This is a genomic window from Singulisphaera chitinilytica (assembly GCF_049331405.1).
Lineage (GTDB): Bacteria > Planctomycetota > Planctomycetia > Isosphaerales > Isosphaeraceae > PoT.
Genome location: NZ_CP186274.1, coordinates 8,414,230 through 8,439,661, shown reverse-complemented (window position 1 = coordinate 8,439,661; position 25,432 = coordinate 8,414,230). Strand labels below are relative to the sequence as shown.

Below are 25,432 nucleotides of genomic sequence, written 5' to 3'. Positions count from 1 at the left end.
TGACCGCGTGGAAGGCTGAACGTGATGCTCGGTGCCGAACCCTCGGACCATAATCTGAGCTATCTGCCCGAGCTACCCAAGAGGCGTGATGTCGGGATCGGGGTCGTCGGGGCCGGATTCATCGTCCGAGACTGTCACCTCGTCGCCTACGCCCAGGCCGGGTTCCGGGTCGTCGGGATCACTTCGAGGACCCGCGCAACCGCCGAGGAAGTCGCCGCTCTGCGAGGCATTCCCAAGGTCCACGACTCGCTCGCATCCCTGCTCGATGATCCCGAGGTCGAGGTCATCGACCTGGCCGTCCCTCCCCACTCCCAGCCGGCGTTGATCCGCGAGATCCTGGAGCATCCCGGGCGCGTCCGCGGGATCCTGGCCCAGAAGCCGCTCGCCATGACCCTGGCCGAGGCGACGGAACTTGTCGAGCTTTGCGAGGGTGCTGGAGTGGCCCTGCAGGTCAACCAGAACATGCGGTACGACCAGTCGGTGCGGGCCCTCAAGTCGCTGATTGATCGGGGCGTCCTCGGCGAGCCCGTCCTGGCGACGATCGAGATGCGTGCAATCCCGCACTGGATGGACTGGGCGAAGGATGGGCGGTCGCTCTCGACGTTCATCATGAGCATCCACCACCTCGACACGTTCCGGTACTGGCTCGGCGACCCTCAGCGAGTCCTCGCCAGCACTCGGCCCGATCCCAGGACGAAGTTCTCCCACGCCGACGGGATCAACCTCGTGATCCTCGAGTACGCCAATGACGCCCGGGCAAGTTGCTGGGACGACGTCTGGAACGGCCCTGCGAGGGAAGGGGCGGCCTCCGATATCGGCATCCGCTGGCGATTCGAGGGGACGACGGGCATCGCGCTCGGCACCATCGGATGGCCGGGCTGGCCGGCCCGGACGCCGAGTACCTTGGACTACTCGACCATCGCCGATCGGGGGCAGTGGCACCGCCCGCGATGGCTCGAAGCCTGGTTCCCCGACGCATTCGCCGGTACGATGGCTGGGCTGCTCCGCTCCCTCGAGGCCGGGACGGAGCCGGATATCTCGGGGCGCGATAACCTCAGGACGATCGCCCTGTGCGAGGCCGTCCTCGACGGCGCCCGCGAGCATCGCGTCGTCGAGTTCAACGCCTGAAATCATCGCCAATCAAGAGTCGTTCTCCCTGGCCGCCGGATCTCATCCATGAAGCTCGGTTTGATCAACTCCGCGTGGGCCCAGACCGGCCGGGATACGGCGTACGGCATTCAGAGGACCAAGGAGATCGGCTTCGACTCGATCGACATCTTCGCCGATCCCCTCGACATCGACGTCAGGGAGCGCCGGCGGATTGAGACCGAGTGCGAGCGAGTGGGCCTGCCCATCATCAGCGTTGCCTGCGTGGCCATCGGCCTGGTTGACTTCAACCCGAGCGTCCAGCGATTCCACGTCGACCGCGTGAAGGCGTACCTCGACCTCGCCTACTCGTTCCAGGCCCGCAATGTCTTGCTCGTCCTGGGCGAATACATCTGGCAGCGCGAGGTGATTCCGCCCGCCGAGCAGTGGCGTACTGGCGTCGAGAACGTCGCGAGGCTCGGCGAGTACGCGGCCGAACTCGGCCTGGAGATCGCGCTCGAACTCGAGCCCTTCCACCAGTCATTGCTGAACACGGTCGAGAGTATGTCCAGGTTCCTGCGAGACGTGGACAACCCGAGCGTGAAGTCCAACCTCGACATCTCCCACCTCGTCCTCGCGAATCAGCCCGCATCGTTGCTGGACGATTTGCGAGGCCGGATCGCCCATATCCACATTTCCGACTGCGATGGCAGAACCCACGGTGACCTGCCGCCCGGCAAGGGGGTCGTCGACTTCGCCCCCTATCTGCGAAAGATCAAGGGACTCGCACTCGACGATGTGGCGATGTCGATCGAGCTGGAATATTCGCCCGAGCCCGATCGGATCGAGGAATGGGTCCGCGAAGCGTACGAGTCCACGGCGGGCCTGATGCGCAACGCCGGGTTGCGAGATTAAGTGCTTTCTCTCTTGGATTGCAGGTATGCCAGAATACGGGATTTGATTAGATCATAAATTGATTGGTCGCTCGCGTGTCAGTTGATCGAGCTCGAGCCCCTTCTAGACAGACCACGAGTGAGACATGAAGACGCGCGGCATCGGCATCCTGGTCGCTCTGTCGCTCGTCGTGGTCGTCTTCTGGCCGGCGGCGGCGACCGTCCTCAACGCGTCGAGGGAGTCGGACGCACCTCCGCCGGATGTCTCGGTGCTCATTCGCCCAACCGACGACAGCGTGCCGCGGCCGCTCGTGCTGGCGGCGACTTCGCTCGAGCTGGTGCTGCTGACAGAGTCCATCGCCGTCCCGATCGGCGTTTGCCTGGGTCTCGTGCTGTTCCGGACGGATGCCTGGGGTCGCCGTGCGTTGGTCTGGCTCATGGCGATCTCGGCGTTCATGCCGATGCCTTTGCATGCGTCGGCCTGGCTCGGGGCATTCGGGAACGCAGGACGGATGCAGGCCATCGGAGGGGCCTCGCCGATCCTGGTCGGGCTCCACGGGGCCGCGATCGTCCACGCCCTCGCGGCGATCCCCTGGGTGATGCTCCTTGCGGGGATCGGTTCGCTAGGCGTCGAGCGTGAGGTCGAGGAAAGCGCCTTGCTCGACCTTTCCGCCTGGCAGGTTTTCTTCCGGGTGACGCTCCGTCGCAGCCTGGGAGGGATCGCGGCAGCGACGCTCGCCGTCGCCGTGCTCACGGCAGGCGACATGACCGTCACCGACCTGCTCCAGGTCCGCACTTATGCCGAAGAAGCCTACCTCCAATACCAACTCGGCCGCGGCCCCTGCGCGGCCGCGGCGGTGACGCTCCCGCCGCTCGCCTTGCTTGGACTGGCGATCGTCCTCGGGAGTTCATCGCTGTTCGGCGGCGATTCTCGCAGGTTTACCTCGGTCGCGCGTCGGGCCAGGGTCTGGAACCTCGGCGGTTGGCGGATCCCCGTCGGTGTCCTGGCGTCGCTCATCATTGTGAGCCTGGTTGCCCTCCCCTTGGCGACGCTCATCTGGCGCGCGGGGCGAGTCGGAGGGAGTGCCGCCCTGGGTCGCTTGCCAACCTGGTCGCTCGACGGACTGACCGGAACCCTGAAAACCGCACTCGCCGAGGTTGCCGGGCTAGCCGATAGCCAAACGTACTTGCCTCCGGATGATCCGGCGAGCCGAGGATTCTCGCGCTGGCTCGAACGAGGCCGCGAATTCATGGAAGGGCCGCTTGCGACGAGTGTGTTGTGGTCGGGAGTAGGCGCGACCTTCGCGACGATCCTCGGCTGGGGGCTAGCCTGGAACTGCATCCATTCGAGGGCTTGGCGCATTTTGGGGGCGATCGCCGTGGCGCTGGCGTTGGCTTCGCCGGGGCCCGTGGCCGGCATGGCGCTCGTGCTCGCCTATCGGGATTTCCCGACGCTTTACGACTCGCAGGGTATGATCGTGCTTGCGGCGGTCTTGCGAACGTTTCCGTTCGCATACCTGGTGATCTGGCCCGATCTCAGGGCCTTGCCGCAGGAGTATCTTGAGGTGGCGGAGGTGGATGGGTTGCGACCCTGGGGAATCGTGCGACGGGTCGCTCTCCCGCTTACCAGGCGATCGGTGGTCGCATCGTGGTGGGTGGCATTTGTCCTGGCGCTAGGAGAGCTGCCCGCTACCAATCTTATCACACCGCCGGGTACGACTCCCCTGACCGTGATGATCTGGGGCCTCTTGCACACCGGGGTGGAGAGTCATTTATCGGGGGTCGTCATCGTCTTGCTGGTCACCATGAGCAGCGCTAGCCTTTGTGCAGCCCTGGCCCTGAGCCGGCTCAGCACTCCCGAATCATGATGACGATGGGATCGGGAGGGAAGGTATCCAGGTTCAAGCGCCGACGCGAAGCTTGGTCGGTTCTTCGATCGTATCGACGACGAGCGAGGCAACGAGCCATTCCAGGGAGACGCCGAGCAAATCCGCTTCGGCTCGCAGTCGCTCGAAGAGTTCGGGAGCCAAGGTCACGGCAACTTCAGAGAGTCGGTTCATCGCAGTTACCCCTCCCAAGGATGATGAATGCAACAGACCGAGAAGTTGGATGAGGTCCGTTCTTAGGAAAAGCGGTTAGCTTTGAAAGCAACTGCTGTGCCAATGGACATTCCGGCCTTTCGAAACGAAAGCGGCCCTCCCGTCTGATGAACGGAGGGCCGCGTCGAATCGCAAGTATGAAGTAGTCGCGTTAGGCTTCAATCTTGGGGAAAAGCGGTCGTGGCTTACCCGACTCTAGGGGGGCAGTCACTTTGAGCTCGAGGCTAATTGGTTGAGCAGCGTCTGCATAGCTAACGCTCTCCCAGCCCTGAGATTCTTCGAAATTGAAGGCCCGATAGAAGGTCTCTGCGGTAGATGGTAGGAATGGTTTCGTTAATATTGCACTGACTCGCACCGCTTCTGCTAGGTTGATAAGCACGTTCTTGCAGGCGTCGAGATCAGTCTTGGCGAGCTTGAATGGTGCAGTGGCATCGATATAACGATTCGCCGCGCCCAGAACCTCCTGCCAGATCCTCTGTAGTGCGAGGTTGTATTCGAAGGTTCCGACCTTGTTTCGGAGGTCTTCAATCAAGCCTGCCAGGTCGAGTCCGGCTAGCCAGGCGGTCTTGTCGACCGAGGCTGAGCCTTCGAGCTGACCGTCGAAATACTTGACGCACATCGACAGTGTGCGGCTATAGAGGTTTCCGAGGTTGTTGGCCAGGTCGGAGTTATAGACCTCGATGAATCGCTCCTCGCTGAAGCTGCCATCCCCGCCGAAGGGGCACTCCTTCATGAAGTAATAGCGGAAGGCCTCGGCTCCGTGGAGCTTGACGTACTCGGCCGGATCGATGGCGGTGCCAGACGACTTGCTGACCTTGCCGCCTTCCTTGTTGTAGACGAATCCATGCCCGAAGACTTGCTTGGGCAGGGGGAGGCTGGCCGACATCAGCATGGCCGGCCAGAGTGCGCAATGGAACCGCGTGATGTCCTTCCCAATCACGTGGACATCCGCCGGCCAGATCGATTCGAAGCGTGCCTCGTCCGTCCCGTAACCGATGGCGGTGATGTAGTTGAGTAGTGCATCGAACCAGACGTAGATGGTCTGGTCAGGATCGAATGGGACGGGGATCCCCCAGGTGAACCCCTTCCGGCTGATTGAGATATCCTGGAGGCCGCCTTCGACGAGGTTCACGATCTCGTTCCGACGGCTCTCGGGCTGGATGAAGTCAGGATTCGCCTGATAGTGCGCAAGGAGTCGCTCACGGAACGCGGAGAGTCGGAAGAAGTAATTTTCCTCCTCGACTTCGCGTAAAGGGGCATTCGGGTGGTTCGGGCAACGACCGTCGACGATCTCCTTCTCCGTCTTGAAGGCTTCGCAGCCGTTGCAGTAGAGGCCGGTGTACGATTTCTTGTAGATGTCGCCCGCCTCGTTGACCTTCGAGATGAACTTCTGACAGCCGATGAAGTGGCGTTCTTCGCTCGTCTGGATGAAGTCGTCGTTCGAGATCTCGAGTGCGGCCCAGACCTCGCGAAACTGGCGAGCCATGTCGTCGACGTAGGGCTTCGGCTCCATGCCCAGGGCTTCGGCGCGTTGGGAGACCTTGATGGTGTTCTCGTCGTTGCCCATCAGGAAGTGGACGCGGGAACCTTCCATGCGGCGAAAGCGTGCCTGGACGTCGGCCCCGATCTTCTCGAACGCGGTGCCGATGTGGGGGCGGCTGTTGGGATAGTCGATCGCCGTGGTGATGTAGAAGTTCTTCGCGTCGCTCATCGTCAAACCCTTGCCCTGGAGAACCGGGCCCAGTCATTTCGCTCGACTTTTGGACACCGTCGATTCCGGATACGTTCGGTGTCGCTTGATTTTACCAGAAAGCGCACGCTCGCATCAGGACGAGGGTTGCAGCGGGCCCTTCTGATCCAGATCGAGATCGTGAGTCGAACTCGCTTGCGTCTGTCTTGTTCACGAGTTCAACGCGAAAAGGGGCGTGGATCGCTTTCGCGGATCCACGTCCCTTGATTGTTTCGCGCCGTGTCGCCCAATCGAAGGAGGTCAGGCCTTCTTCACGGCCCGCCTGCGCCAGTAGACGCCGGAGGCCAAGACGCCGAGAGAGAGCATCCAGGAGCTCGGTTCGGGCACGGTCGGTCCGGGGGGGGGCGGGACGACCGTGGGCGGGGGGGGATCGATCGTTTGCGGCTGCGGGTTAGGCGGCGGCAGGTTTTCGATCTGCGGCCCCAGGAACGGGTGATAGAAGTCGAACCTCGTGGGGTTCAGATCGCGTCGCCAGGTGAGGTACTGCACCCAGGGGCTTGAGGCCGCGTTCGCCTGGCTCAGGGCCTGGGCCATGATCTTTCGCACCGCCAGAGTCACGGGGGGGCTCTTGACTTCAGACCAGAGTTGCTGGCCCGCGTTCAAGAAGTTGACCCACGCCCTCAAACCGGGTAATCCGACGACCGACGACTGAGCGCTGATATTAGCTCGAGTGCGGATCGGACTAGCCTGCACCGTCGAATCGGCGAACAGGGCCAGGGAGCACAACATGGTAAGCGACAACGTAAGCCGGCCGCATCGCCGAGAGATTGCTGCATTCATGGGAGATAGTCTCATTACTCACCCAGACTGCCACGAGGGCAATTCGAGGTCGCGTCCATACGACACCATGACACTCAACGGTAGCTACGCAAAAGTCGTATCGGTGCCGCCAATTCCAACGCTTGAGCGGATTGTGCCCCGAACGACGAAATTCGTCCATCCCGGATCGAGATACGGTGGTTTGGGGAACTTAAATGCGTTTCTAGTCGACCTTGACGATTAGGGCTTACCTTGAGGGTGTGCCCTAGGATGACGACCGATGCCGCCGGTTGCAAGGGGATCGGGTGTACCGTTATGGTAAGGCCTCATGCTCGAGGCCAATTATCACGCGGGAACGCCTCGGTCACTCGTCTCAAGGGCCGGGCAGTTCGGGTCTCACGGCCAACGACGGGAAGGGCGAAGAACACATGACTATGGCCACGAAGTATCGGACGCACATGTTCATTGACGGCAAGTGGATCGGTGCGGACGGCGGGCGGACACTTGCGGTCATCAACCCGGCCGACGAGTCGGTGATCGCCGAGGTCGCGTACGGTGGAAGGCCTGAGGCCGACCGAGCCATCGAGGCGGCCACCCGTGCTTTCCCCCAGTGGAAGTCCGCCACAGCCTACGAACGGGCCAAGATTCTCAAGAAGACCGCCGACCTGATGCGCGAGCGGGCAGATAGCATCGCCCGCACCCTCACCCAGGAGCAGGGGAAGCCCCTACTCGAGGCCAAGGCCGAGGTCCTGCACGCCGCCGACACCTTCGAATGGTTCGCCGAAGAGGGCAAGCGTGCCTACGGGCGCATCATCCCGCAGTCGAACGCCTCCAAGCGTCACTACGCGATCAAGCACCCGGTGGGTGTCGTTGGCACCATCACCCCCTGGAACTTCCCGGCCGCATTGCCAAGTCGCAAGATCGCACCGGCGCTGGCCGTCGGCTGCACGGTCGTGAGCCGACCGGCCGACCAGACGCCGCTGACCTTGATCCAGATGTTCGAGTGCCTGGCCGAAGCGGGGCTGCCCGAGGGCGTGGCGAACCTCGTGATAGGCGACCCCCTCCCGGTCGCCGACGCTTTCTTCGCCAACCCGAATGTCCGGAAGATCAGCTTCACCGGCTCGACGGCGGTCGGCAAGGAACTCATCAGACGTTCGGCGGAGCAGGTCAAGCGCCTGAGCCTCGAACTCGGCGGCCATGCGCCGCTGATCGTCTTCCCGGATGCCGACGTCGCCCAGGTCGCCCAGGCCGCGGTCATTGGTAAGTTCCGCAACAATGGCCAGGTCTGCATCGCCCCGTCCCGGTTCTACGTCCACGAGACCCTCTCGAAGCACTTCACCGAGGCGGCCGTGGAACTGACCAAGAAGCTCGTGCAGGGGAACGGGCTCCAGGAAGGGGTCCAGGTCGGACCCATGTTCGAGGCCCGAGCCCTCGAGAAGACAGCCGCCCTGGTGGCCGACGCCAAATCGAAGGGGGCCAAGATCCTGACGGGCGGAGGACGGCCAGGGGCCTTCGACAAGGGTTACTGGTTCGAGCCGACCGTGATCCGCGAGGTCGACGGCGCCATGAAGCTCATGACCGAGGAGCCGTTCGCCCCCGTCATGCCGATCCTCGACTTCTCGAAGCTCGAAGATGTCCTCGCGGCCGCGAACAACACGCCCTACGGCCTCGCCGCCTATGTCTTCACCAATGACCTGACGGTCGCCACCAGGATGGCAGAGGGCCTCGAAGCCGGGATCATCGGCATCAACGATCCCGTACCCGCAACTCCCCAGTGCCCGTTTGGCGGCATGAAGGAGTCGGGCATGGGACGCGAGATGGGAGTCGAGGGCCTCGACGCTTACCTCGAGACGAAGTATTTGTCAGTCGGGCTTCGGATCTGAGCGAAGCCCTATGCTAACAAGCAACGCTCAATGAAAGACGCCGAGGCGACGACATTGGTTGTCGCCTCGGCGTGCTTGTTTCTTGATGGATGCTCAGCGAGTCGAGAGCGAGGCTCAGCGATCCAGGAGCAGGATGACACCCACGGCGATGCCGATGAGCCCTGCTATGGGTTGTAGAAACCCGATGAGAGGGACACCCAGCGAGGCCACGCCCTGGACGATGATCCAGACCGCCAGCAGGCGGATGGCCAGGTCATTGCGCCGTTTGAACAAAGGCACGCAGTCGACTCCTTTCGATCCTGCACCGTTCAATTAAGGACGGGCAGCGCGTTCTTCTTCTTTTCCTTTTCCTGGTGCGACTTCAGGGCGGGTGTATCCTCTTCGAACCGCTCGACTTCCTCGAGCAGCGCCTGCACCATGTCCGCTTCCTTGACGTGGCGGATAGGGACGCCTCGCTTGAAGATCACACCCTTGCCGGCCCCGGCCGCGATGCCAATGTCGGCTTCCTTGGCCTCGCCGAAGCCGTTGACCAGGCATCCAAGGATGCTGATCCTGAGCGGATTCTTGAGGTGTGCCATCTTCGCCTCGACCTCGGCGACAATCCGCTCGAGGTCGATGTCGAGCCGGCCGCAGGTCGGGCAGGCGACGACCTCGGGCCGAGTGACGCGACGGTCGCAGGCTCGGAGAATGTCGAAGCCGGCGGCGATTTCGGGGACGGGATCACCGAGCAGCGAGACGCGAATCGTGTCGCCGATGCCTTTCAGCACGATCGCGCCGATGCCCGCGGCGCTCTTGAGCGTGCCGTATTCCTTGGAGCCCGCCTCGGTGACACCGACGTGGGTGGGGTAGTGGCACTTCGAGGCATAGAGGGCGTACGTCTCGACGGCCGTCGGGACGTGGCTCGCCTTGAGAGAGACGATGATCTGGCGGTAGTCGAGGCTCTCGCAGGTCTCGATGGCGCGGAGGGCGCTCTCGACCATGGCCTCGGGGCAGGGGAAGCCGTACTTCTCGATCAGATCCTTCTCGAGGCTCCCCGAATTGACCCCGATTCGCATCGGGATGCCCTTGTCCCGGGCTTTACGGATCACTTCCTTGAATCGCTCCTGGCCGCCGAGATTACCGGGGTTGATGCGGATCTTGTTGACGGCGGGCTTGCCATCGTCGGTCTTGGCGTCGAGGCAGGCCAGGGCCATCCGGTAGTCATAATGGATGTCGGCGACGAGCGGGATGTTGATCTTGGAGCGGATGAAGCGGCAGGCTTCAACGTCTTCCTTCTTGGGGACGGTGACGCGGACGATCTCACAGCCCGCCTCTTCCAGGCGTTTGATCTGCTCGACCGTGGCCTCGGCGTCGAAGGTATTCGTCGTCGTCATCGACTGGACCCAGATCGGGTTGTCGCCTCCGACGACGCGCTCACCCAGACCCACTTCCTGTGTCTTGTGCCGGGCAATCACCGTGCTGTAAGCCATCGACGACGTCCTAGGTTGTTCTGAGGACAGCTCTTTGGGTATTTTTCACGCTCTGGCGTCGTGATAGCCATCGTAGCCGAGGCCAGAAATAGGGTCAAGGCAGCCCGAAGGGGCGTCGGTGCTTGAAGGAAAAGTTAGTGCCCATGAGTTCGTCCTTTGGCGTGATCAAACGCCTGATCCTTCCCGCCTGGAACGCCGGTCATCGCTTGGCTCGATTTTTCCGCATGGTCTCCTCGGCCGTTGCAGCCGGTAGCATAGGACGCTGCTCCGTCTGCGGCAGGAAGGCGCTCTTCCTTCATCGACGCGAGGTCATCCCCTCCCGTTTGCAGGAGATATGGGGCCTGGACGAACGACTCGCGGCGGCCTTCGCCCACAAGGAGACGGACTTCTGTAGCCGTTGTGGCTCGAACCTGCGGGCTCGACGAATCGCCAGCGTCTTGCTGGATGAGTTGAATGACGGGAGGGTGAAGTCGATCGCCGATTGGGTCGGATTGCCTTCGGTAAGGCGGATGCGAGTCGCTGAAATCAATGGAATCGGTGGGCTCCATGACCGACTCTCGGAGTTGCCGAACCTATCCTATTCAGAGTTCATGCCTTCTGTCGAAACCGGGACAATCGTCGACGGCGTACGCTGCGAGAGCCTGATGGGGCTGACGTACCCGGACGAATCGTTCGAGCTTGTGCTTACCTCCGAGACCCTCGAGCACATCCCCGATCTGGGCGTTGCCCTCGCCGAAATTCGGAGGGTCCTGGTTCCGAGAGGGCTACACATCTTCACGATTCCCTGGCTGCCGACCGTTGCTTCGACCTTTGCACGGGCGTCGATGACGAGCGACGGCTCCATCGCCCACGAATTGCCGCTGATCCACCATCCCGGGGGCGACGTCGGTTATCCTGTCTTCACCGAGTTCGGGCTCGACCTGCCGCAGATCCTCGAAGGGGCCGGGTTCGATACGAAGGTCGTGTTCGGCCCTCCGAGCGAAGTGGACGTAGCCCAGGTCTTCGTCTGTCGCAAACGAGGCTGAGCCGTCACGACTGCGGCCCGACTAATTCCAACAACCGGGTTCATCACCATGCTTTCCAGCCCTTTCGTCTTCGTCGACGTCGACACCCAGCGCGATTTTCTCGAACCGTCGGGCAGCCTCTACATCGAAGGCTCGTCGGGGATCCTCGGAAATCTCGCCCGGCTCACAGAGTTCGCCAGGAGCCGAGCCATCCCGGTCGTTGCGACGGCCTGCTCTCATAATCTCGAAGATTCCGAGCTGGATCAGTTCCCGCCGCATTGCATGGTCGACAGCCCCGGTCAAGGCCGAATCGCGCAAACGGCCTGGGCCGAAAGCGTGGTTCTCACCCCCGAGACGGCATTCGAAGGCCGGATCCCGCCGCATCTCACGCTCGAGAAGCGGGAGTTCGACGTCTTCAGCCGCGTCGATGCGGATCGAGTGGTCGAGACCTACGGCGCGAATGCCCCGACCTTCGTCGTCTACGGCGTCGCGACCGACTATTGCGTCAGGGCGTGCGTCGAAGGCCTGCTGAGTCGAGGCTGTCGTCTGGCCTTGGTCGTCGACGCCGTCTGGCCGATCCATCTCGACCAGGAACCGGCGTTGCTCACGGATCTGGTCGGGCACGGGGCCACGCTCGTGATGACCGACGCGATTTGCAAGGGTTGAAGTTCGCCCCGAGAGGCTGAGAGATCCGGTTTCGGTGTACGATGGAAGTCGAGGCGCGATGGGCTTGAGGCGGAACGTTTCAAGCCAAGAGCCACTCCCGAAAGGCTTGGAGATTGTCATGTACGATCGGTTCAAGAAGCGAGCTCAGGCCAATCGGAGTACCCCCCGTCATCGTCTCCAGATCGCCCGGGAAGCCGCGCGACGACTCTATGACGTGATCGGCCCGCAGGAGGGGGACGATCCGCAGACGTTGCGGGATGCCAGCGAAAGTACGTATTACACCGCGAAGCGCAAGGCGGCGGCCGTCCTGGGTCACAAGGTCCGGCCTGGGGATTTGCCCTCCGACTCGGAAGTCCGCGAGCAGGTGTTGGCGCTCGCCAAAGAACGCGCCGGCCTCGAAGCCGACGTCGATGACGACGAGGATCAGGACGTCGATTGCGACGGCGAGGACGAGCCCTCGATCGAGGTGATGGCCGACCACATCGATCGGTTCGCGATCTACAAGCTGCGGCTCGAACCGCTCGAGAACGTCAAGCAGAACCCTCGGTTCCACCCCGAGGGGGACGCCCTCTTCCACAGCCTCCAGGTCTTCGAATTGGCCCTGGAGGCTCGTCCCTATGACGAAGAGTTTCTCCTGGCCGCCTTGCTGCACGACGTCGGCAAGGCCATTGACTCGCAGGACCACGTCGCCGCCGCCGTCGAGTCGCTCCGGGGGGCCGTCACCGATCGGACGCTCTGGCTGATCGAACATCACATGGACCTGCTCGAGCGTCGCGAACGGCCGTTGAGCCCGCGCGTGAGGAGGGCCGTGGAGTCCTCGGAGTATTTCGACGACCTCAAGCTCCTGAGGAGCCTCGACGACTCGGGCCGCGTGCCGGGGGCGCGAGTCGGCACGCTCGAGCAAGCCCTTCAATACATCGAGGGCCTCGAACGCGAGGATTACCTGGATGCCTGAGCCGCGGGTTCGGCGACGAGGGTTGGCCTCGCCAACTTCGGCAAACGAGCCGGCGAGCGACGCCCGGCCCCGCGGTCGGGGATGCGTCCCAGGCGGCGATCGAACGTCCGTACGCTGAACTCGAAGAGCAAGTACGCAACGACCAGGAAAATCAAGCTCCAGGCCATTTCGAGTTCCAAAAGGAACCCTCGATTGATTTGCGTCAAATCGGCCAGCAGGGAGATGTCCCGACCGAGGGCATCGACGAAGGGACTCGTGCCACCGGCGAACAGGACTTCGTACTCCACATCCAGCCCCAGCACCGAAGGTAGATCGAGTGTCTCGGCCAGTATGGCCATGCCGAGAGGCCAGAGCACGGCGAACACCAGGTAGATCGCGACGTTCGCCGCGATCGCGCGCCCCACCCTGGATGTCCACGTCGCCAGGGCCAGGCCCAGGCTCGTGATGACCGCGCCCATGGAAAGCGTCTGGCTCAAAGCCACGAGCAGGTAGAGCCCTCGGTCGACCAGCATGAGGTCGTCGCCGACGGCCATCATGCCCGCGGGGAGGGGCTTCGCTGGCTGGCTCGACGTCGGCGTCAGGCAGACCATCGCGATCGCCGAGGCCATGGGAAAGACCGTCAGCCAGGGCACGATCCGGTAGGCTCCTCGCCACTTGCCGAGGAGGATCGACCGGGTGGAGAGCGGGGTCGAGAGGAGGATGTCCAGGCTCCCTCGCACGCGTTCCTCGGCGAGAGCCGTCGGGGAGCCGACCGCCACGAGGAGGAAGCCCAGTGTGACGATCAACGCGTTCAGGACGGTCAATTCCGGGATGGTGAGCCCGGGGCCTCGCGTGACGCCCGCGTGCCAGAGCGCGACGATCGAGATCGCCATTGCGGTCGTCGCCAGGATCGCGAATATGGACCCGCTCACCTGAGCCAAACGCGATGGCCGGCTCCGATGGCACTCACGCCAGAGCACGGGGCTCTCATCGAGGTCCGGCCCGCGCCACCATGTATGGTGGACCCCGAAAACTGGACCATCTGTTAAGCTACTCAGACGGGTCTGAGGAGGAGGACGGATGGCGAGGAAGCGGCAAGTCCACACGGCGGCGTTCAAGGCTCAAGTCGCCCTGGCGGCCCTCAAGGGAGACCGCACGATCAACGAGTTGGCCGGCCACTATGGCGTCCATCCCACATCGATCCATGGCTGGAAGAAGCAGCTCATCAGCAGTGCCGAGGAGGTCTTCGGGAGTCCGGCCAAGGCGGCCTCGGCTGACGCCGAGGCACGCCAGGCCGAACTCTTCGAACAGATCGGGCGCCTCAAGATGGAACTCGAGTGGCTGAAAAAAGTCGCCCCATTCAGTTGAGGACCGAAGGCCCTTGATCGAGCCGGATCATCCCCGGTTGAGCGTGCGCCGCCAGTGCGAGTTGCTGGGGCTGAGCCGATCGAGCCTCTACTACCGACCTGCGGGTGAGTCGCCCGAGGACCTGCGCCTGATGCGGTTGATCGACGAGCAATATACGGCATGCCCGTTCTACGGCAGCCGCAAGATGACCGCCTGGCTGGAACAACGAGGTGAGGAGGTCAATCGGAAGCGAGTACAGCGCCTGATGCGGAAGATGGGCCTGGAAGCGATCTATGCCAAGCCCAGGCTGAGTCAGGCCGGGAGAGGCCATAAGATCTACCCTTATCTCTTGCGAGGTGTCAAAGCCCGGCGAGCGGACCACGTGTGGAGCACGGACATCACTTATGTGCCGATGAGTGGAGGGTTCATGTACCTGGCGGCGGTGATCGACTGGTACAGCCGGTACGTGATCGGCTGGCGGCTGTCGAACACGCTGGACGGCTCCTTCTGCCTGGAGATGTTGGAAGATGCCTTGAGGTCGGGGAAGCCCGAGGTGTTCAACACGGACCAAGGGGTCCAGTTCACGGCCGAGGCGTTCACCGGGAGGCTTGAGGCGGCCGGGATAGCCGTGAGCATGGATGGACGCGGCAGGGCATTGGATAACGTGTTCGTCGAACGGCTCTGGAGGACCGTGAAATACGAAGATATTTACATCCAAGGCTACGAGACGGTGCCGGAGCTGCAGCGAGGGTTGAGGCGATACTTCGGCTTCTATAACGAGGATCGGCTCCACGAATCCCTGGGGTACCGGACTCCAGGGACGGTCTACCGAGCGGACAGAGCCACGACGGCCTGATTGGACAGTAGCGAAGGATCGCCGTTTTTTGGTCTAGACAATGGGGTCCACCTCAATGCGGCTCGTCGGAGGCGTCGGAGCATGCCGTCCTTGTTACGCGTCTTACCATCCTGCTCGACGGCAGCCCGGAAGGAACGTGTCGCAAGAAAGACAAGGATCCCCGAAATGATAAGCGAGCCCACCACGAACGCAATCACGTGCATGATGACGGGGTAACGAGCTTGGCTGTAGATCTCGTGCATCAGGTAGAAGGGATTCGCAGCGAGCAAGGCGGTGGGGGTCGCACCGAGCTTGAGCGGGGTGGCGAGGAGGTACCAGGTCGGGGCCGCGAGCAGGCCGAGTGTCCAGAAGCCGATGACTCCGACCATCACCTCGTAAGAGTTCTTCATCCAGAGCGAAAGCGTCAGCGCCAGGGAGCAGCCGAGGACGGCCAGGGCCAGCGAGATCGTCAGCAAGAGGACGATCGCCCTCGGGTCGATGCCACCTAGCAATGAGCTCAACGCCAACACCGGGAACGAGCAGAGGACGAGGCAGAGGACCGGGACCAGTCGAGCGGCGAGCTTGCCGACGACGATCTCCGCGACGCTCAGGTCGGTGACCATCATGTGGAGCAGGGCACCACGCGCCCGGTCCTGGCAGATGGCCCCAGCCGTGGCCGCGGGGGCGGCGAGCAGGACCATCAGGATCTGGACCGTCCCCATGACGTTGAAGATGAACTCCCCGAAGGCCGCGAGGTTTTGGACCGACAGCATATCGCCCTTCGAGCCGATGTTGCCGATCATCCAGGCCGCGAATGAGATCGCGGCCAGGAGCGACAGGCCGAAGGCGAATCGGGCCGCGTATCCGTGCCACTTGCGGGCGTTGACCACCCATTCGACGACGAAGACCGGGCTTAGGATGGCTCGGAAACTCATTTGGAATCACTCCCTTGATGCGGATCCCGACCGATTCCTCCTCGAATCGAAGGTAGTATCTCCCCTGCCGAGACGGTGGACAAGGACCGACATGTCGCGAGACCGTTGGCCCCGTAGGCGGCGGGAGGACGGAGAGTGTCCACGCGGTCGCTCGGAGGAACCTCATGAGGATCGAGTCGTCGATGATAATTGCCAGGTCGCTCTTCTTCTTCGTGCTCGCCGGACTCTGCGAGATCGGCGGCGGATACCTGATCTGGCTCTGGCTTCGCGAGCGTAGAAGTGCCTGGCTGGCGGTGCTCGGGGCGATCATCCTCTTCGCCTATGCCGTGATCCCGACGCTGCAGCCGGCGCCGTTTGGCCGGGTCTATGCGGCGTATGGCGGGATCTTCATCGTGCTCTCGATCCTCTGGGGATGGAAGGTCGAGGGGGCCGTACCCGACCGCCCCGACATCATAGGCGGGCTCATCGCCCTGATTGGCGTCCTCGTCATCATGTACTGGCCGCGAGGGGGCTGATTTGCGATGCCGGTCGCCCTGGCGGCCTCGACGGGTCGCAAGTGATGTTGACCCAAACGCGTTGTTGGCTAGATTACCAGCAACTTCGCTTCGGAGAGGCGAGTGCGGAAATGAGGTTCACGCGAAAGGATTTCGGCGTCTTGGACCAGCGAGACGAAAAAACCCTGCGTCGGCGGCGCCGACGGATCATCATCCTCGCGACCCTGGCGATCCTCGGAGTTGGCGCGACGACGACGTTCCGCAACCCGCTCTTCTGGGGGAACTTCGGGGTCGTCGCGAGTGGCAGGGTCTATCGCTCGGCCCAGCCGAACGCGAACCTCGACGCCTTGGTCGACGAGCATCGGCTCGCCTCGATCCTCAACCTCAGGGGCGGTTCCCCCTCCGACTCCTTCTACGCCAACGAGGTCCGCGTCGTCCACGATCGGAAGGTCGATTTCTACGACTTCCCGATGAGCGCGACGAGGCGTCCGAGCCGTCGGGAACTCCTGACACTGCTCGACCTCTTCTCGCGGTGCCGGTACCCTCTCCTGATCCATTGCAAATCGGGATCGGACCGGACGGGCCTCGCGAGCGGGCTCTATCTCCTCTCCCAGGCGGCACAGGCCCCCAAGCAGGCCGCGGGGGCATTCTCGCTCTACTATGGCCACGTCCCCCTTGGCGGGACCGCGCTCCTCCACGCCCCGTTCATCGAGTATGAGCGCTGGCTGATCGAGAAGAGCCTCAACCACAACCCCCAGCGGTTTCGCAGCTGGGTCGAGAACGAGTACGAGCCCGACGCGACCTCCTCGACCTTCGAGCCTCTCGCCCCCGGCCCCCGCCCGCCCAGCCTCAAGCTCTCGGCCCGATGGAGCCGACGCCTCGCCCGTGCAGGGCTCTCCACCGTTCACTGAGTCGATGGCCGGTATTACCACCTCGCCGATGGGCTCAAATCCCTAATCCTTGCCCACATCTTCTACCATTCTTCCTGTGTGCATCCCTTGCACATTTTCACGCAAGGGATCGTTCGCTCGGCGATTTGTCGAATTGGGATCCGAATCCGCTCGAACACCTCCTCGCATGTCAGGCTGGTGTGAATGGGCCGCCTGACGAGCTCGAGTTGTGATGACGTTACAGAGACGATTCAAGTCCCCTGGGTGTCGCGTTCGTCTACGTCGCCATCGAGCTGAGAGGCTCCAGACCGCTCGCTCCGCGCAGGCTTGGTCAAGTCGTCGAGTCTGAAGGTTCTCGAGCTCGGATGCTTCAGCCTACGGCCGTAGGCTTATTCCTGTCGACTGTACGATCCTCGGGAAAGCCGAGAAAGGTCTAATCCAGGTCGCAAGCCTTTGACATCCATGATGCTCAACGGCGTGTATTGACGATAATTTGAGTAGGCTTATCTCGGTCGTGCTCATTCAAATGTGAATGTCTCATTTTTAAAGAAACGAGCTAGGTTCGAGTCTTTTTTTGGCGACGATTTCGTCAAAAGAAGCCTCGTTTCCTGGCGGTAGTTTTATGGTAAATTTCCTAAATTGCCCTTTGTCGCAATCGAGACCGCGAAGGGTTTACAATGGGAAGGATGGCATGGTTTGTGTAGGCTAGGTTTGAAAAGCGTGTCCGGCGAGGAAGCCAGTTGTTTTTGAGAAACGTTTGAACGTCGGTTCGACTCTATTTGTCGAGGTCTTCCTGGCAGATGAATGGTTCCGTCTTGCGTTAGATCGACTCGATCCAGACTATCTATTTAGACGTCTGGCTTTTTTCACAGATGAGCTAGACTTCCCTGGACGCCATCCGCCTTCACCGGATCAACCATGACGGTGTCATCGGCGAAATGTCATGAAAGTGGCGGGGCGGGAGCAGGGAGAAATCGTTCGTGCGTTCCGGGGCGTGTATGGGCTCCACTCCACCTCACGGATTCGTCCTCACCGATAAGATGTCATCGTGCCAAATCTAGGACTGGTTTGGCTCCCTGAAACGGCGTTCGACTCCGTTTGGACTGAGTCCTGCCTTTCAAGCCTCGAATTGTCCCCATGCGCAAGATCATATTGCCGGTCCTGGCCGGGATACTCCTGATCGAAGGCGGACTCCTTGCGTCGCGTCGAACCGACCCTGGGCACGCCAAAGACTTCCTGGTGATGTACCAGGGGACTCGGACTGCCCTTGAGGGGCGGAACCCCTACCACGCCGGGATGGTCTTCGACACGACCGATGCGGCCGGGTTCTTCTACCCCCCCGAGTCGTTCCTCGTGTTCGCGCCGTTCGCACTCCTGCCCTGGTCGGTCGCGAGCTGGGTCTGGATCGGGTTCTTGACCCTGTGCGCGGCAGCCAGCAGCACCCTCGCCTGGACGTTCCAACGTCCGGCGGGCGACCATACGAAGGTGGCCCTGGCGATACTCGGCGTGCTGCTGCTCAACCCGCTCTGCTTCGGTGCAATCGGGTTAGGACAGACGGCCCTGCTGATCGCCGCGGGAGTATGCCTGGGTCGCTGGGCGTTTGAGCATGGCCGATACTGGCTGGGGATCCTCGCCTGGAGCGTCGCCGCCATCAAACCGCACCTCGCGCTCCCCTTCCTGGCGATCGTGGTCGTCATGTACGGCTGGCGGCATTTCCGCGACCTGGTTCTGATGATCGTCGCGTTAAATGTCCTCGGCTGCCTGCTGACGACGCACAACCCGCTCACGCTCCTCGACTACGTCCGGTTCCTGGGACAATCCCACCTCGAGATCGGCTATAACCAGGTCAACAATGACCAGATCGTCAGTTGGAATCGGGTGGTTTACGCCCTGACCGGTGCGAATTACAACCTCCGTCCCGTGACGATGGTGGCCGGGCTGATGGTCTGGGGGATCCTTGGCTGGATCCGATCGTTCCACTCGAGCAGTCGCGAGTTCACCCCGGCCCTCTGGATCGCCTACGCCGCGCTCGGGTCGCTGCTCTGCGTCCAGGCGCACGGGTATGACATGGTCCTTCTCGTCATGCTGGTGCCGCAGCTCCTCTGGCTCTATGAGCAGGGATATCGCAAGGACACCCTCTACATCTTCTCCATGCTCGTCATGGTCATGATCCCCCGGTTTTTCGTGGTCGAACTCCTTCGAATCACGCATATTACCGGCTCGGCTTCCGAGTTGATCCTTTCCTATCGGGCGGTGGTGGTCGTGACGCTGGCGGGTTATCTCCTCCTTCGGGGCCAACCCGCCAGGCGTGTCACCGAGGCTTCCGAATCTGGGCCTGCCGACTACCTGGGCCGATCCGAAGCTAGCTGGTTCAGCACGGCGACCTCCCCGACCCGCGTCGCGGGACTTGGAGACGCCCCGAGCACTCGCAGCGACACGCCCGCCCTCTGACCCGCCTCATACTCGCCCTCATACCAATCCGACGACTCCCTGCGCCGATTCCAGGATTGAGCATGGACGCGGTGCGCTTCGAGATCGATGATAAGGTGTCTCGGGTCGTCGAACGGCGACCCCGGAATGTCCGAGCGTCCTGAGTTTGTCCCTTCGCGACCTGTGGAGCCATGACGTGCGAGCTCGGTATCAGGCGAGCCGAGGGTTCTCCGCGATGGAGGCCGTCGTCGTTGTGTTGATCCTCGGCATGTTCCTCCTGTTCATCATGATGCAGCTGCCGCGTCGGCGCGAGTCCGCGCGCCGGCTGTCGTGCCAGCAGAATCTGATGAACATCGGGGCGGCACTCTGGCTCTACGACCAGGAGCAGTCGGGCCTCCCAGGTGTCCCGGATCCGCAAAAATCCGGAGGAGAGGCGAGCAGCCCGCTCAAAGAACTCCTCGAGACCCTCGCGATGCCGGACCTCACGCAGGCGTTCGAGTCCAAGGCCAAGGGTTCCCCCACGAAGGGGCAACGCATTGCCGTCGTGGAGAAGTTCACGCGAGGCTTCGCCTGCCCGAGCGACACCAACGCCCTGGCCGGCTGGTTCAAGGCCCCGATCAACTACCGGGCGAGCACCGGCTCGACCCCGACCGGGACCGACGGCGGCTTTGCTCGCGGGAAAACGCTCAAGCTCGCCCAGATCGAGGAGGCCGACGGCATGGCCTTCACGGCCGCGTTCTCCGAGCGCCTCGTCGGCACGAACCAGCCCCAGGCTCGGCTCGAGAACTACGCGCTCGTTCCGGGGACGGTCGGACCCGAGGGATGCCCCGACTCTCCGGCATCAGCCTGGCAAGGGAACGCTGGATCGAGCTGGTTCCATGCCGACTGGGTTTCCACGCTCTACAACCACGCCCTGACGCCGAATGCTCGCCCCTCCTGCATTTCACAAGACGGGGCGTCTGCCTTCATGGGGGCGTCGAGTGGCCACCTAGGCGGCGTCAACGTGCTGCTCTTCGACGGGAGCGTCAAGTTCTATGCGTCGAGCGTCAACCCGACGATCTGGAAGCAACTGGCGACCGTGGGTTCGCCCACCTCGACGCCGGATCCAACAGCTATTCCTTGATGCGTCCAGTTTGACGAATAACCATCATGACTGCATCTTGCGCGTCTTCAGGCGGATCAACTGGACGGAGTTGATCATCCGGACCCAGCGTACGTGCTGGGGATCGCTCGAGACGACGAGGCGAGCCGGCCCCTGTTTTTCGTCAAGTGGCTTACCGTCCTGTTCCAGGGCGAAGAGATATCGCTCTCCCTTCGGGTCCATGGCGACCTCGGCGGCCGAAAAGACCGCCTGATAGCCATCACTCGCCCCGACGACGAGCACGGCGTCGGAAAGGCCACGCAATTCGGCCATCCCGGCCTTGCCCGGCAACTGGGCCTTGAGGAAGTGTGCGAGCGGGATACCCGTGTAAGTCGCCGACTTGCCACGCTCGTCGACCGTCAGCTTGACCTGGGGGAGCTTCTTCCAGGCCTCGATCTCGATCGGGAGGTTCTCGACGGTGGCCGAGACCTCGACCGCAGGTGCCGCGACAATCAGCATCGTGGCGATGAGTGCTGGGATCATGGTGCGAGTTCCAGTGCGGTGAAAAGGGCCAGCCCGATGAACCAGGACCAGGGGTGAAACTCGAAGCGGCGGTGCTGATGGCCTCGGGCCACCAACACCGCCGCCTTGGTTGAGTGACGATTCAGAGGCTCAGGCGCCGAACTTCTGGAGCCGGCCGGCGTGGGCGAGTGCGAGGGGCATGATGTCCTTCGCCAGGAACTGGCCGAGGCCCCCCTGGAGCGCCGGACGCTCACCGAAGGTCGTCACGAAATCGGGGCGGACCGTGGCCGGGGCCCAGAGGAGGGTCGGGACCGGGTGGAAGCTGTGCGACTTCATCCGGCTCGGGGTCGAGTGGTCGCCCGTCACGATCAGGACGTCGGGGTTGAGGGCGCGGAGCTTGGGGATCTCGGCGTCGAGTGCTTCAATGACGGAGACCTTCCTGGCGAAGTCGCCGTCCTCGCCCGTGCTGTCGGTGTACTTGTAGTGGAGGAAGAAGAAGTCGAACTTGTCCCAGTTCTCGCGAGCCACTTCAACCTGGTCGGCGAAGGTCTTGCCCGGCTCGACCACGGTCATCCCCACGAGACGCGCCAGGCCCCGGTACATCGGATAGACGGCGATGGCGACCGGCTTGATCCCGTAGACGTCTTCCATCGTGGAGATCTTGGGGAAGTTCGCGAAGCCGCGGAGCATCAGGAAGTTGGCCGGGCTCTCGTCCTTGAGGATCTCCTTCGCCTGGCGGAGGAACTCGGTCGCGATCTTGGCCGTCTTCTCCGAGCCGGGGTCGCCAGCCTTGGGCTCGATGGTGTGGAGGCCGGTCGTGAGCGGGTCGGTGTCGCAGACGTTGTCGCCGAGCCCTTCTCCGCGGAAGCGGACGACGAGCCGATACTCGCGGACGGGCTCGACCAGGGTCTCGACCCCGTCGATCTTCACGCCCGCCTTGAGCTTGGCGACGAGCTTCTCGCAGACCTCGGTCGGGATGCGGCCCGCGCGACGGTCGGTGACGCGCCCTTCGGCGTCGATCGTGCAGAAGTTGCCGCGGATCGCCACGTCCTTCGGGCCGACCTCGACCCCGATGCCGAGCGCCTCGAGGACGCCGCGGCCGATGTCGTGCTGGAGGGGATCATATCCGAACAGTCCGAGGTGCCCCGGCCCGGAGCCGGGGGTGATGCCGGGTGCGACGGGCGTGCTGAGGCCGACGGTCCCTTCGTTGACGAGGGCATCCAGGTTCGGCGTCTTGGCGGTCTCAAGCTCGGTCTTCCCACCCGGTTCGATCGGGAGTCCACCCAGACCATCGGCGACGAGCAGTACGATCTTGGTCTTGCTGGGTTCCCGGAGCTGACGGATCAGATCATGCATCGACATGAGAGTCTTTCCTGAAGGATCGAACGCAGGCGACATTGACGGGGCTCTCGCCCCGGTTTGAATCCATTGGGTATCCGATGCTGGCGGCCAGTGCAAGGGCGGACGATTCCTCCATCCGCCCGCACCGGTCGCCAACGATCGGGGACACCTTCACGACCCCCAACCGACTTCCTCCGCCGATCACGAAGCCTTCACGGGCTCCGGCTTCGGCGTGGGGGTGTTGACCTTCTCGGTCTTCCTGGCCCGGAGGCTCAACTCCAGGAGCATCTCGGTCTGCTCGGGGGAGAAGCCTTCCACGATGGCCACGTCCTGGCCTCGGCGTCGGATCGAGAAGGACTTGCCCTGGAGTTTCGGTTGATCTTGATTCTTGGCGGGTTCGGCGGCCGGGGCCTTGGCATCCGCCTTCGAGGCCTGGTAGTCGCCGTAATGCTTGGCGAACTTCTCGGCGTCGGACTCGGAATCCCAGGTGGTCAGCCAGACGAGCCCGAGGCGCTGGCCGGGGGCCTCGAAGACGGCGAAGCGGTCGCCATCCCAGCCGGTGACCGCGGCCTTGCCCCCGTGTCGGCGGAGCATGACGCCGAGCTGCATCTCGCCCACGACGTTGCGGCCGACCTCGGCCCAGCCGTCGCCGATCTCGATCTTGCCGAGGTCCACGTCCATCGGGACGTCGGGCTTGGCCCGGTACTTCTCGGGGTGGATGATCTGCTCGGTGGAGAGAGGAGGATTCTTGTAGGCGTCGTTGATCGCGGCCCAGCCGCCGTCGTTCGTCAGCCTGGCGCAGAAGACGAGCCCGCGAAGGTAGGGGAAGATCATCGATTCGGAGAGGATCACAGGCGCCTCTCGCAGGCTGGACCCGCCTGCGAGGGGCATGAACGGGATCATGAGGCTGAAGACCTTGTCGAGTCGTGACGCGGGGACGTCGCGGATCACCGAGCCGGTCCAGTCCTCCATCGAGGCGCCGATCATCGTCAAGGTCGCCTCCCCCTCGATCAGCGAGGAGAGCGCGAGGTCGCGGTCGTCGTCTTGCTTGACCGCCTCCTGCATCGCGTCGAGGTCGAAGTTCTGGTCGGCCAGGGCGTGGGTCAGCTCGTGGGCGATGACCGTCTTGTTCTCATCCTTGTCGAAGCCGCCGGTCTTGCCCATCAGCTTTTCGAGGAATGTCGGGGCCTTCTTGACCTTCTCCTCGGGCTCCTTGATGAGGTGCATCGTCTTCGTCTTGGTGTCGTAGAAGGCGGCGATCTCCTCGGAGTAGACCTTGATCATGGTCTCCTTCAAGTTGAAATCGTAGGGGAGCAGCCCCAGGGCCTTCATGCCAAGCTCGTTGGCGCGGAACTCGGCAGGCGTGATCTCGGCGTCGAGTTCCTTCTTGAGCATCGCGCCCATATCCTCGCGGGCCGTGACGTCTCGCTTGACCTCATGCTTGAACGGGATCTTGCGCATCCCGGGGAGGAGCTGCTCGAAAGCCTTCTTGTAGCGGGCGACCGCCTCATTCGGGTCCCCCTGGTCGGCGAGCTTGTCCCCTTCCGCAAGGAGCCTGGCCCCGGCCTTGGGGTCGGCCTCGAGGTCGGCCCTGGCCGGACAGAGGATCGACATGACCGCGAGCGCGGCCAGGAGGGGGGACGACGAAGACATGCGCATGGCCGAACCTCTCGAATCACGGAGCGTGAACTGAGGTCGGACCTGCGACCCCATTTCACTATTTTGCTCGCCCTCTCGCCTGCGAACCAGTGGGCGCCGCGGCCCTTTGGGGCGGATTTGAAGCGGAGGCGCCGCTGCTCCCCTTCGCGGTTGCCTTCCGGGGCGTGTTCACGGGATAGGCCAGGAGGAGTCGGGCGGCGTAGACCCAGACCTCGTCCGGATCCTTCGGCCCCGACGGCGTATTCATGGTGGTGTAAACGTCGTTGGCGAAGTACTCGAGGATATTCGGCTCGGGGAGTCCCAGCCTCCGCATCATCTCCACGCGGGCCTGCCGACTGAGGCCGCCGTGGGTCCGCTTGAGCGTCTTGGTGACGGCATCGCGGATCTCCTGCGGCGACGAGCGTCCGTACTGGTCGCAAAGAGCCTCGATCTGAGGTCCTGCCGCCTTGCCCGAGAGCTTGATGAGCTTCCGGAGATCGGCGTGGAAAGGCGCCCGTTTCTGCTGGGCCTCTCTCCTCGACTCCTCGATCTGGTCGATCCGGCGAGGTGGCTTGATCTTCTCCATCTCGCGAAGCTCCTGCTCCTTCTTGGCAGCCTCACGCTTGATGTCGGCCTCGACCTGCTCCTTCGTGACCTTGGGCTGGGCCGGTTCAGCTTTCGGGGCCGGGGCCGGCTTGGGGACTGGCGCTGGACTGGGAGCTGGTGCCGGATCGGGCGCTGGGGACTCTTGCGGAAGAACCCCCGCGGGCTTGGTGTCGTCCGGCGGGACGAGGGGCAGGGGGTCGAGTTCGGGCAACGGAACCTCTTCGGGCTTCGTCCCCTCGGGCGATGGAGCTGATTCGTCGGACGGAGGATCCTCGCCAGGGAGCGGTGTTCGCATCGCGAGCCTCCTCGCCAACAGCGGATCCACCTCGCGAGGCCTCGTCGGCTCCGATCTCGTTTCACCCCGGCCGGACGCCGGATCGGTATCAGAGCTGTTCAACGATGTGGGGACGGGCGCCAGGCCTTCAGGAAGTGCGGGGGGCGGGACGTGGACTGCCCTCGACTCGAGTCGGGCGACGATGGCCGGGGCTTCGGCGGGCTTCGCCTGATCGTCGATCTTCGGCGACGGCCTGGGGTTGGGGGCGGCCGTCGGGACGGTCGATAGCGAGCGGATCGGAGTCTGCTTCTGGTACGACAGGATCGCCAGCGCGAGGATCATGATCACGGCCGGCGGGAGGAGCATCGACGAGAGGCTACGCCCGTTCGATTTGATCACGACGATCGTGGGGGCAGCGTTCGGTTCCTGTTCGTCGTCGGTTCGCGTCACCTGCGTCGGATTCTCGCTCATGGCCTTGCCTCACAGGTCAAACGAT

The 25,432-nt window shown here is 63.1% G+C and carries 23 protein-coding genes; 12 read left to right on the top strand and 11 right to left on the bottom strand.

Annotated elements, in window-relative coordinates; translation table 11 throughout:
• Positions 1 to 24 precede the first annotated feature (24 nt).
• From ACOYYX_RS32935 to ACOYYX_RS32925, 3 genes are all read left to right on the top strand, one after another.
• The gene (locus ACOYYX_RS32935; protein WP_422926901.1) at positions 25 to 1,128 is read left to right on the top strand and encodes a Gfo/Idh/MocA family protein; all 1,104 of its coding nucleotides are present in this window, start codon (positions 25 to 27) and stop codon (positions 1,126 to 1,128) included.
• Positions 1,129 to 1,176: 48 nt separating this feature from the next.
• Positions 1,177 to 2,001, top strand: a complete 825-nt coding sequence (locus tag ACOYYX_RS32930) for a sugar phosphate isomerase/epimerase family protein (protein ID WP_422926900.1) — start codon at positions 1,177 to 1,179, stop codon at positions 1,999 to 2,001.
• A gap of 124 nt (positions 2,002 to 2,125) precedes the next feature.
• Positions 2,126 to 3,847 carry an ABC transporter permease gene (locus ACOYYX_RS32925; protein WP_422926899.1) on the top strand — a complete coding sequence of 574 codons (1,722 nt, stop codon included), beginning with the start codon at positions 2,126 to 2,128 and terminating at the stop codon, positions 3,845 to 3,847.
• 33 nt (positions 3,848 to 3,880) lie between these two features.
• On the opposite strand, the gene ACOYYX_RS32920 is transcribed toward ACOYYX_RS32925, so the two are convergent.
• The 3 genes from ACOYYX_RS32920 to ACOYYX_RS32910 all read right to left on the bottom strand — a co-directional run bounded on the left by ACOYYX_RS32920 (position 3,881) and on the right by ACOYYX_RS32910 (position 6,557).
• On the bottom strand, positions 3,881 to 4,039 hold the full coding sequence (locus tag ACOYYX_RS32920) for a hypothetical protein (RefSeq protein ID WP_422926898.1): 159 nt from the start codon (positions 4,037 to 4,039) through the stop codon (positions 3,881 to 3,883).
• 190 nt (positions 4,040 to 4,229) lie between these two features.
• Positions 4,230 to 5,789, bottom strand: coding sequence for a methionine--tRNA ligase (gene metG, locus ACOYYX_RS32915; protein ID WP_422926897.1), 1,560 nt, complete (start codon positions 5,787 to 5,789; stop codon positions 4,230 to 4,232).
• 279 nt (positions 5,790 to 6,068) lie between these two features.
• On the bottom strand, positions 6,069 to 6,557 hold the full coding sequence (locus ACOYYX_RS32910) for a PEP-CTERM sorting domain-containing protein (protein ID WP_422926896.1): 489 nt from the start codon (positions 6,555 to 6,557) through the stop codon (positions 6,069 to 6,071).
• 458 nt (positions 6,558 to 7,015) lie between these two features.
• Between ACOYYX_RS32910 and ACOYYX_RS32905 the strand changes: the two genes are divergently transcribed.
• A complete protein-coding gene (locus ACOYYX_RS32905) occupies positions 7,016 to 8,470 on the top strand; it encodes an NAD-dependent succinate-semialdehyde dehydrogenase (protein WP_422926895.1) in 1,455 nt (484 codons plus the stop codon).
• Between the two features lie 114 nt (positions 8,471 to 8,584).
• Here the strand turns inward: ACOYYX_RS32905 and ACOYYX_RS32900 are convergent, their stop codons facing one another.
• Together ACOYYX_RS32900 and ispG are read right to left on the bottom strand one after the other, a co-directional pair.
• The gene (locus ACOYYX_RS32900; protein WP_422926894.1) at positions 8,585 to 8,749 is read right to left on the bottom strand and encodes a hypothetical protein; all 165 of its coding nucleotides are present in this window, start codon (positions 8,747 to 8,749) and stop codon (positions 8,585 to 8,587) included.
• Between the two features lie 29 nt (positions 8,750 to 8,778).
• Entirely contained in the window at positions 8,779 to 9,939 is a 1,161-nt protein-coding gene (gene ispG / locus ACOYYX_RS32895) for a flavodoxin-dependent (E)-4-hydroxy-3-methylbut-2-enyl-diphosphate synthase (protein WP_422926893.1), read from the bottom strand.
• A gap of 590 nt (positions 9,940 to 10,529) precedes the next feature.
• Between ispG and ACOYYX_RS32890 the strand changes: the two genes are divergently transcribed.
• The 3 genes from ACOYYX_RS32890 (at position 10,530) to ACOYYX_RS32880 (ending at position 12,564) form a co-directional block, all read left to right on the top strand.
• Entirely contained in the window at positions 10,530 to 10,964 is a 435-nt protein-coding gene (locus ACOYYX_RS32890; protein ID WP_422926892.1) for a methyltransferase domain-containing protein, read from the top strand.
• A 48-nt stretch (positions 10,965 to 11,012) separates the two neighbouring features.
• The gene (locus ACOYYX_RS32885; protein WP_422926891.1) at positions 11,013 to 11,609 is read left to right on the top strand and encodes a cysteine hydrolase family protein; all 597 of its coding nucleotides are present in this window, start codon (positions 11,013 to 11,015) and stop codon (positions 11,607 to 11,609) included.
• Between the two features lie 118 nt (positions 11,610 to 11,727).
• Positions 11,728 to 12,564: an HD domain-containing protein gene (locus tag ACOYYX_RS32880; RefSeq protein WP_422926890.1), complete on the top strand. Its 837-nt coding sequence runs from the start codon at positions 11,728 to 11,730 to the stop codon at positions 12,562 to 12,564.
• On the opposite strand, the gene ACOYYX_RS32875 is transcribed toward ACOYYX_RS32880, so the two are convergent.
• On the bottom strand, positions 12,549 to 13,436 hold the full coding sequence (locus ACOYYX_RS32875) for an ABC transporter permease subunit (RefSeq protein WP_422926889.1): 888 nt from the start codon (positions 13,434 to 13,436) through the stop codon (positions 12,549 to 12,551). The two genes, ACOYYX_RS32880 and ACOYYX_RS32875, sit on opposite strands and share 16 nt — an antisense overlap.
• A gap of 187 nt (positions 13,437 to 13,623) precedes the next feature.
• Between ACOYYX_RS32875 and ACOYYX_RS32870 the strand changes: the two genes are divergently transcribed.
• A protein-coding gene (locus tag ACOYYX_RS32870; RefSeq protein ID WP_422926310.1) for an IS3 family transposase occupies positions 13,624 to 14,746 on the top strand; the annotation gives its coding sequence in 2 pieces (ribosomal slippage) (positions 13,624 to 13,904 and positions 13,903 to 14,746; 1,125 coding nt in all).
• On the opposite strand, the gene ACOYYX_RS32865 is transcribed toward ACOYYX_RS32870, so the two are convergent.
• Positions 14,716 to 15,660, bottom strand: coding sequence for a hypothetical protein (locus ACOYYX_RS32865; RefSeq protein ID WP_422926888.1), 945 nt, complete (start codon positions 15,658 to 15,660; stop codon positions 14,716 to 14,718). The genes ACOYYX_RS32870 and ACOYYX_RS32865 overlap by 31 nt on opposite strands.
• A 182-nt stretch (positions 15,661 to 15,842) precedes the next feature.
• Between ACOYYX_RS32865 and ACOYYX_RS32860 the strand changes: the two genes are divergently transcribed.
• From ACOYYX_RS32860 to ACOYYX_RS32845, 4 genes are all read left to right on the top strand, one after another.
• Positions 15,843 to 16,175 (top strand): YnfA family protein, encoded by a 333-nt coding sequence (locus tag ACOYYX_RS32860; RefSeq protein WP_422926887.1) that lies wholly within the window; start codon positions 15,843 to 15,845, stop codon positions 16,173 to 16,175.
• A gap of 140 nt (positions 16,176 to 16,315) precedes the next feature.
• The gene (locus ACOYYX_RS32855) at positions 16,316 to 17,065 is read left to right on the top strand and encodes a tyrosine-protein phosphatase (protein WP_422926886.1); all 750 of its coding nucleotides are present in this window, start codon (positions 16,316 to 16,318) and stop codon (positions 17,063 to 17,065) included.
• 1,116 nt (positions 17,066 to 18,181) lie between these two features.
• Positions 18,182 to 19,495 carry a glycosyltransferase family 87 protein gene (locus tag ACOYYX_RS32850; RefSeq protein ID WP_422926885.1) on the top strand — a complete coding sequence of 438 codons (1,314 nt, stop codon included), beginning with the start codon at positions 18,182 to 18,184 and terminating at the stop codon, positions 19,493 to 19,495.
• A gap of 175 nt (positions 19,496 to 19,670) precedes the next feature.
• Positions 19,671 to 20,597, top strand: coding sequence for a DUF1559 domain-containing protein (locus ACOYYX_RS32845; protein WP_422926884.1), 927 nt, complete (start codon positions 19,671 to 19,673; stop codon positions 20,595 to 20,597).
• Positions 20,598 to 20,621: 24 nt separating this feature from the next.
• Here ACOYYX_RS32845 and ACOYYX_RS32840 read toward each other — a convergent pair whose 3' ends face one another.
• The 4 genes from ACOYYX_RS32840 to ACOYYX_RS32825 form a co-directional block, all read right to left on the bottom strand.
• Positions 20,622 to 21,098 (bottom strand): molybdopterin-dependent oxidoreductase, encoded by a 477-nt coding sequence (locus ACOYYX_RS32840; RefSeq protein WP_422926883.1) that lies wholly within the window; start codon positions 21,096 to 21,098, stop codon positions 20,622 to 20,624.
• Positions 21,099 to 21,227: 129 nt separating this feature from the next.
• Positions 21,228 to 22,439 (bottom strand): 2,3-bisphosphoglycerate-independent phosphoglycerate mutase, encoded by a 1,212-nt coding sequence (locus ACOYYX_RS32835; protein ID WP_422926882.1) that lies wholly within the window; start codon positions 22,437 to 22,439, stop codon positions 21,228 to 21,230.
• Between the two features lie 180 nt (positions 22,440 to 22,619).
• Positions 22,620 to 24,071, bottom strand: coding sequence for a hypothetical protein (locus ACOYYX_RS32830; RefSeq protein ID WP_422926881.1), 1,452 nt, complete (start codon positions 24,069 to 24,071; stop codon positions 22,620 to 22,622).
• A 64-nt stretch (positions 24,072 to 24,135) separates the two neighbouring features.
• Positions 24,136 to 25,407 (bottom strand): hypothetical protein, encoded by a 1,272-nt coding sequence (locus ACOYYX_RS32825; RefSeq protein ID WP_422926880.1) that lies wholly within the window; start codon positions 25,405 to 25,407, stop codon positions 24,136 to 24,138.
• Positions 25,408 to 25,432: the final 25 nt, after the last annotated feature.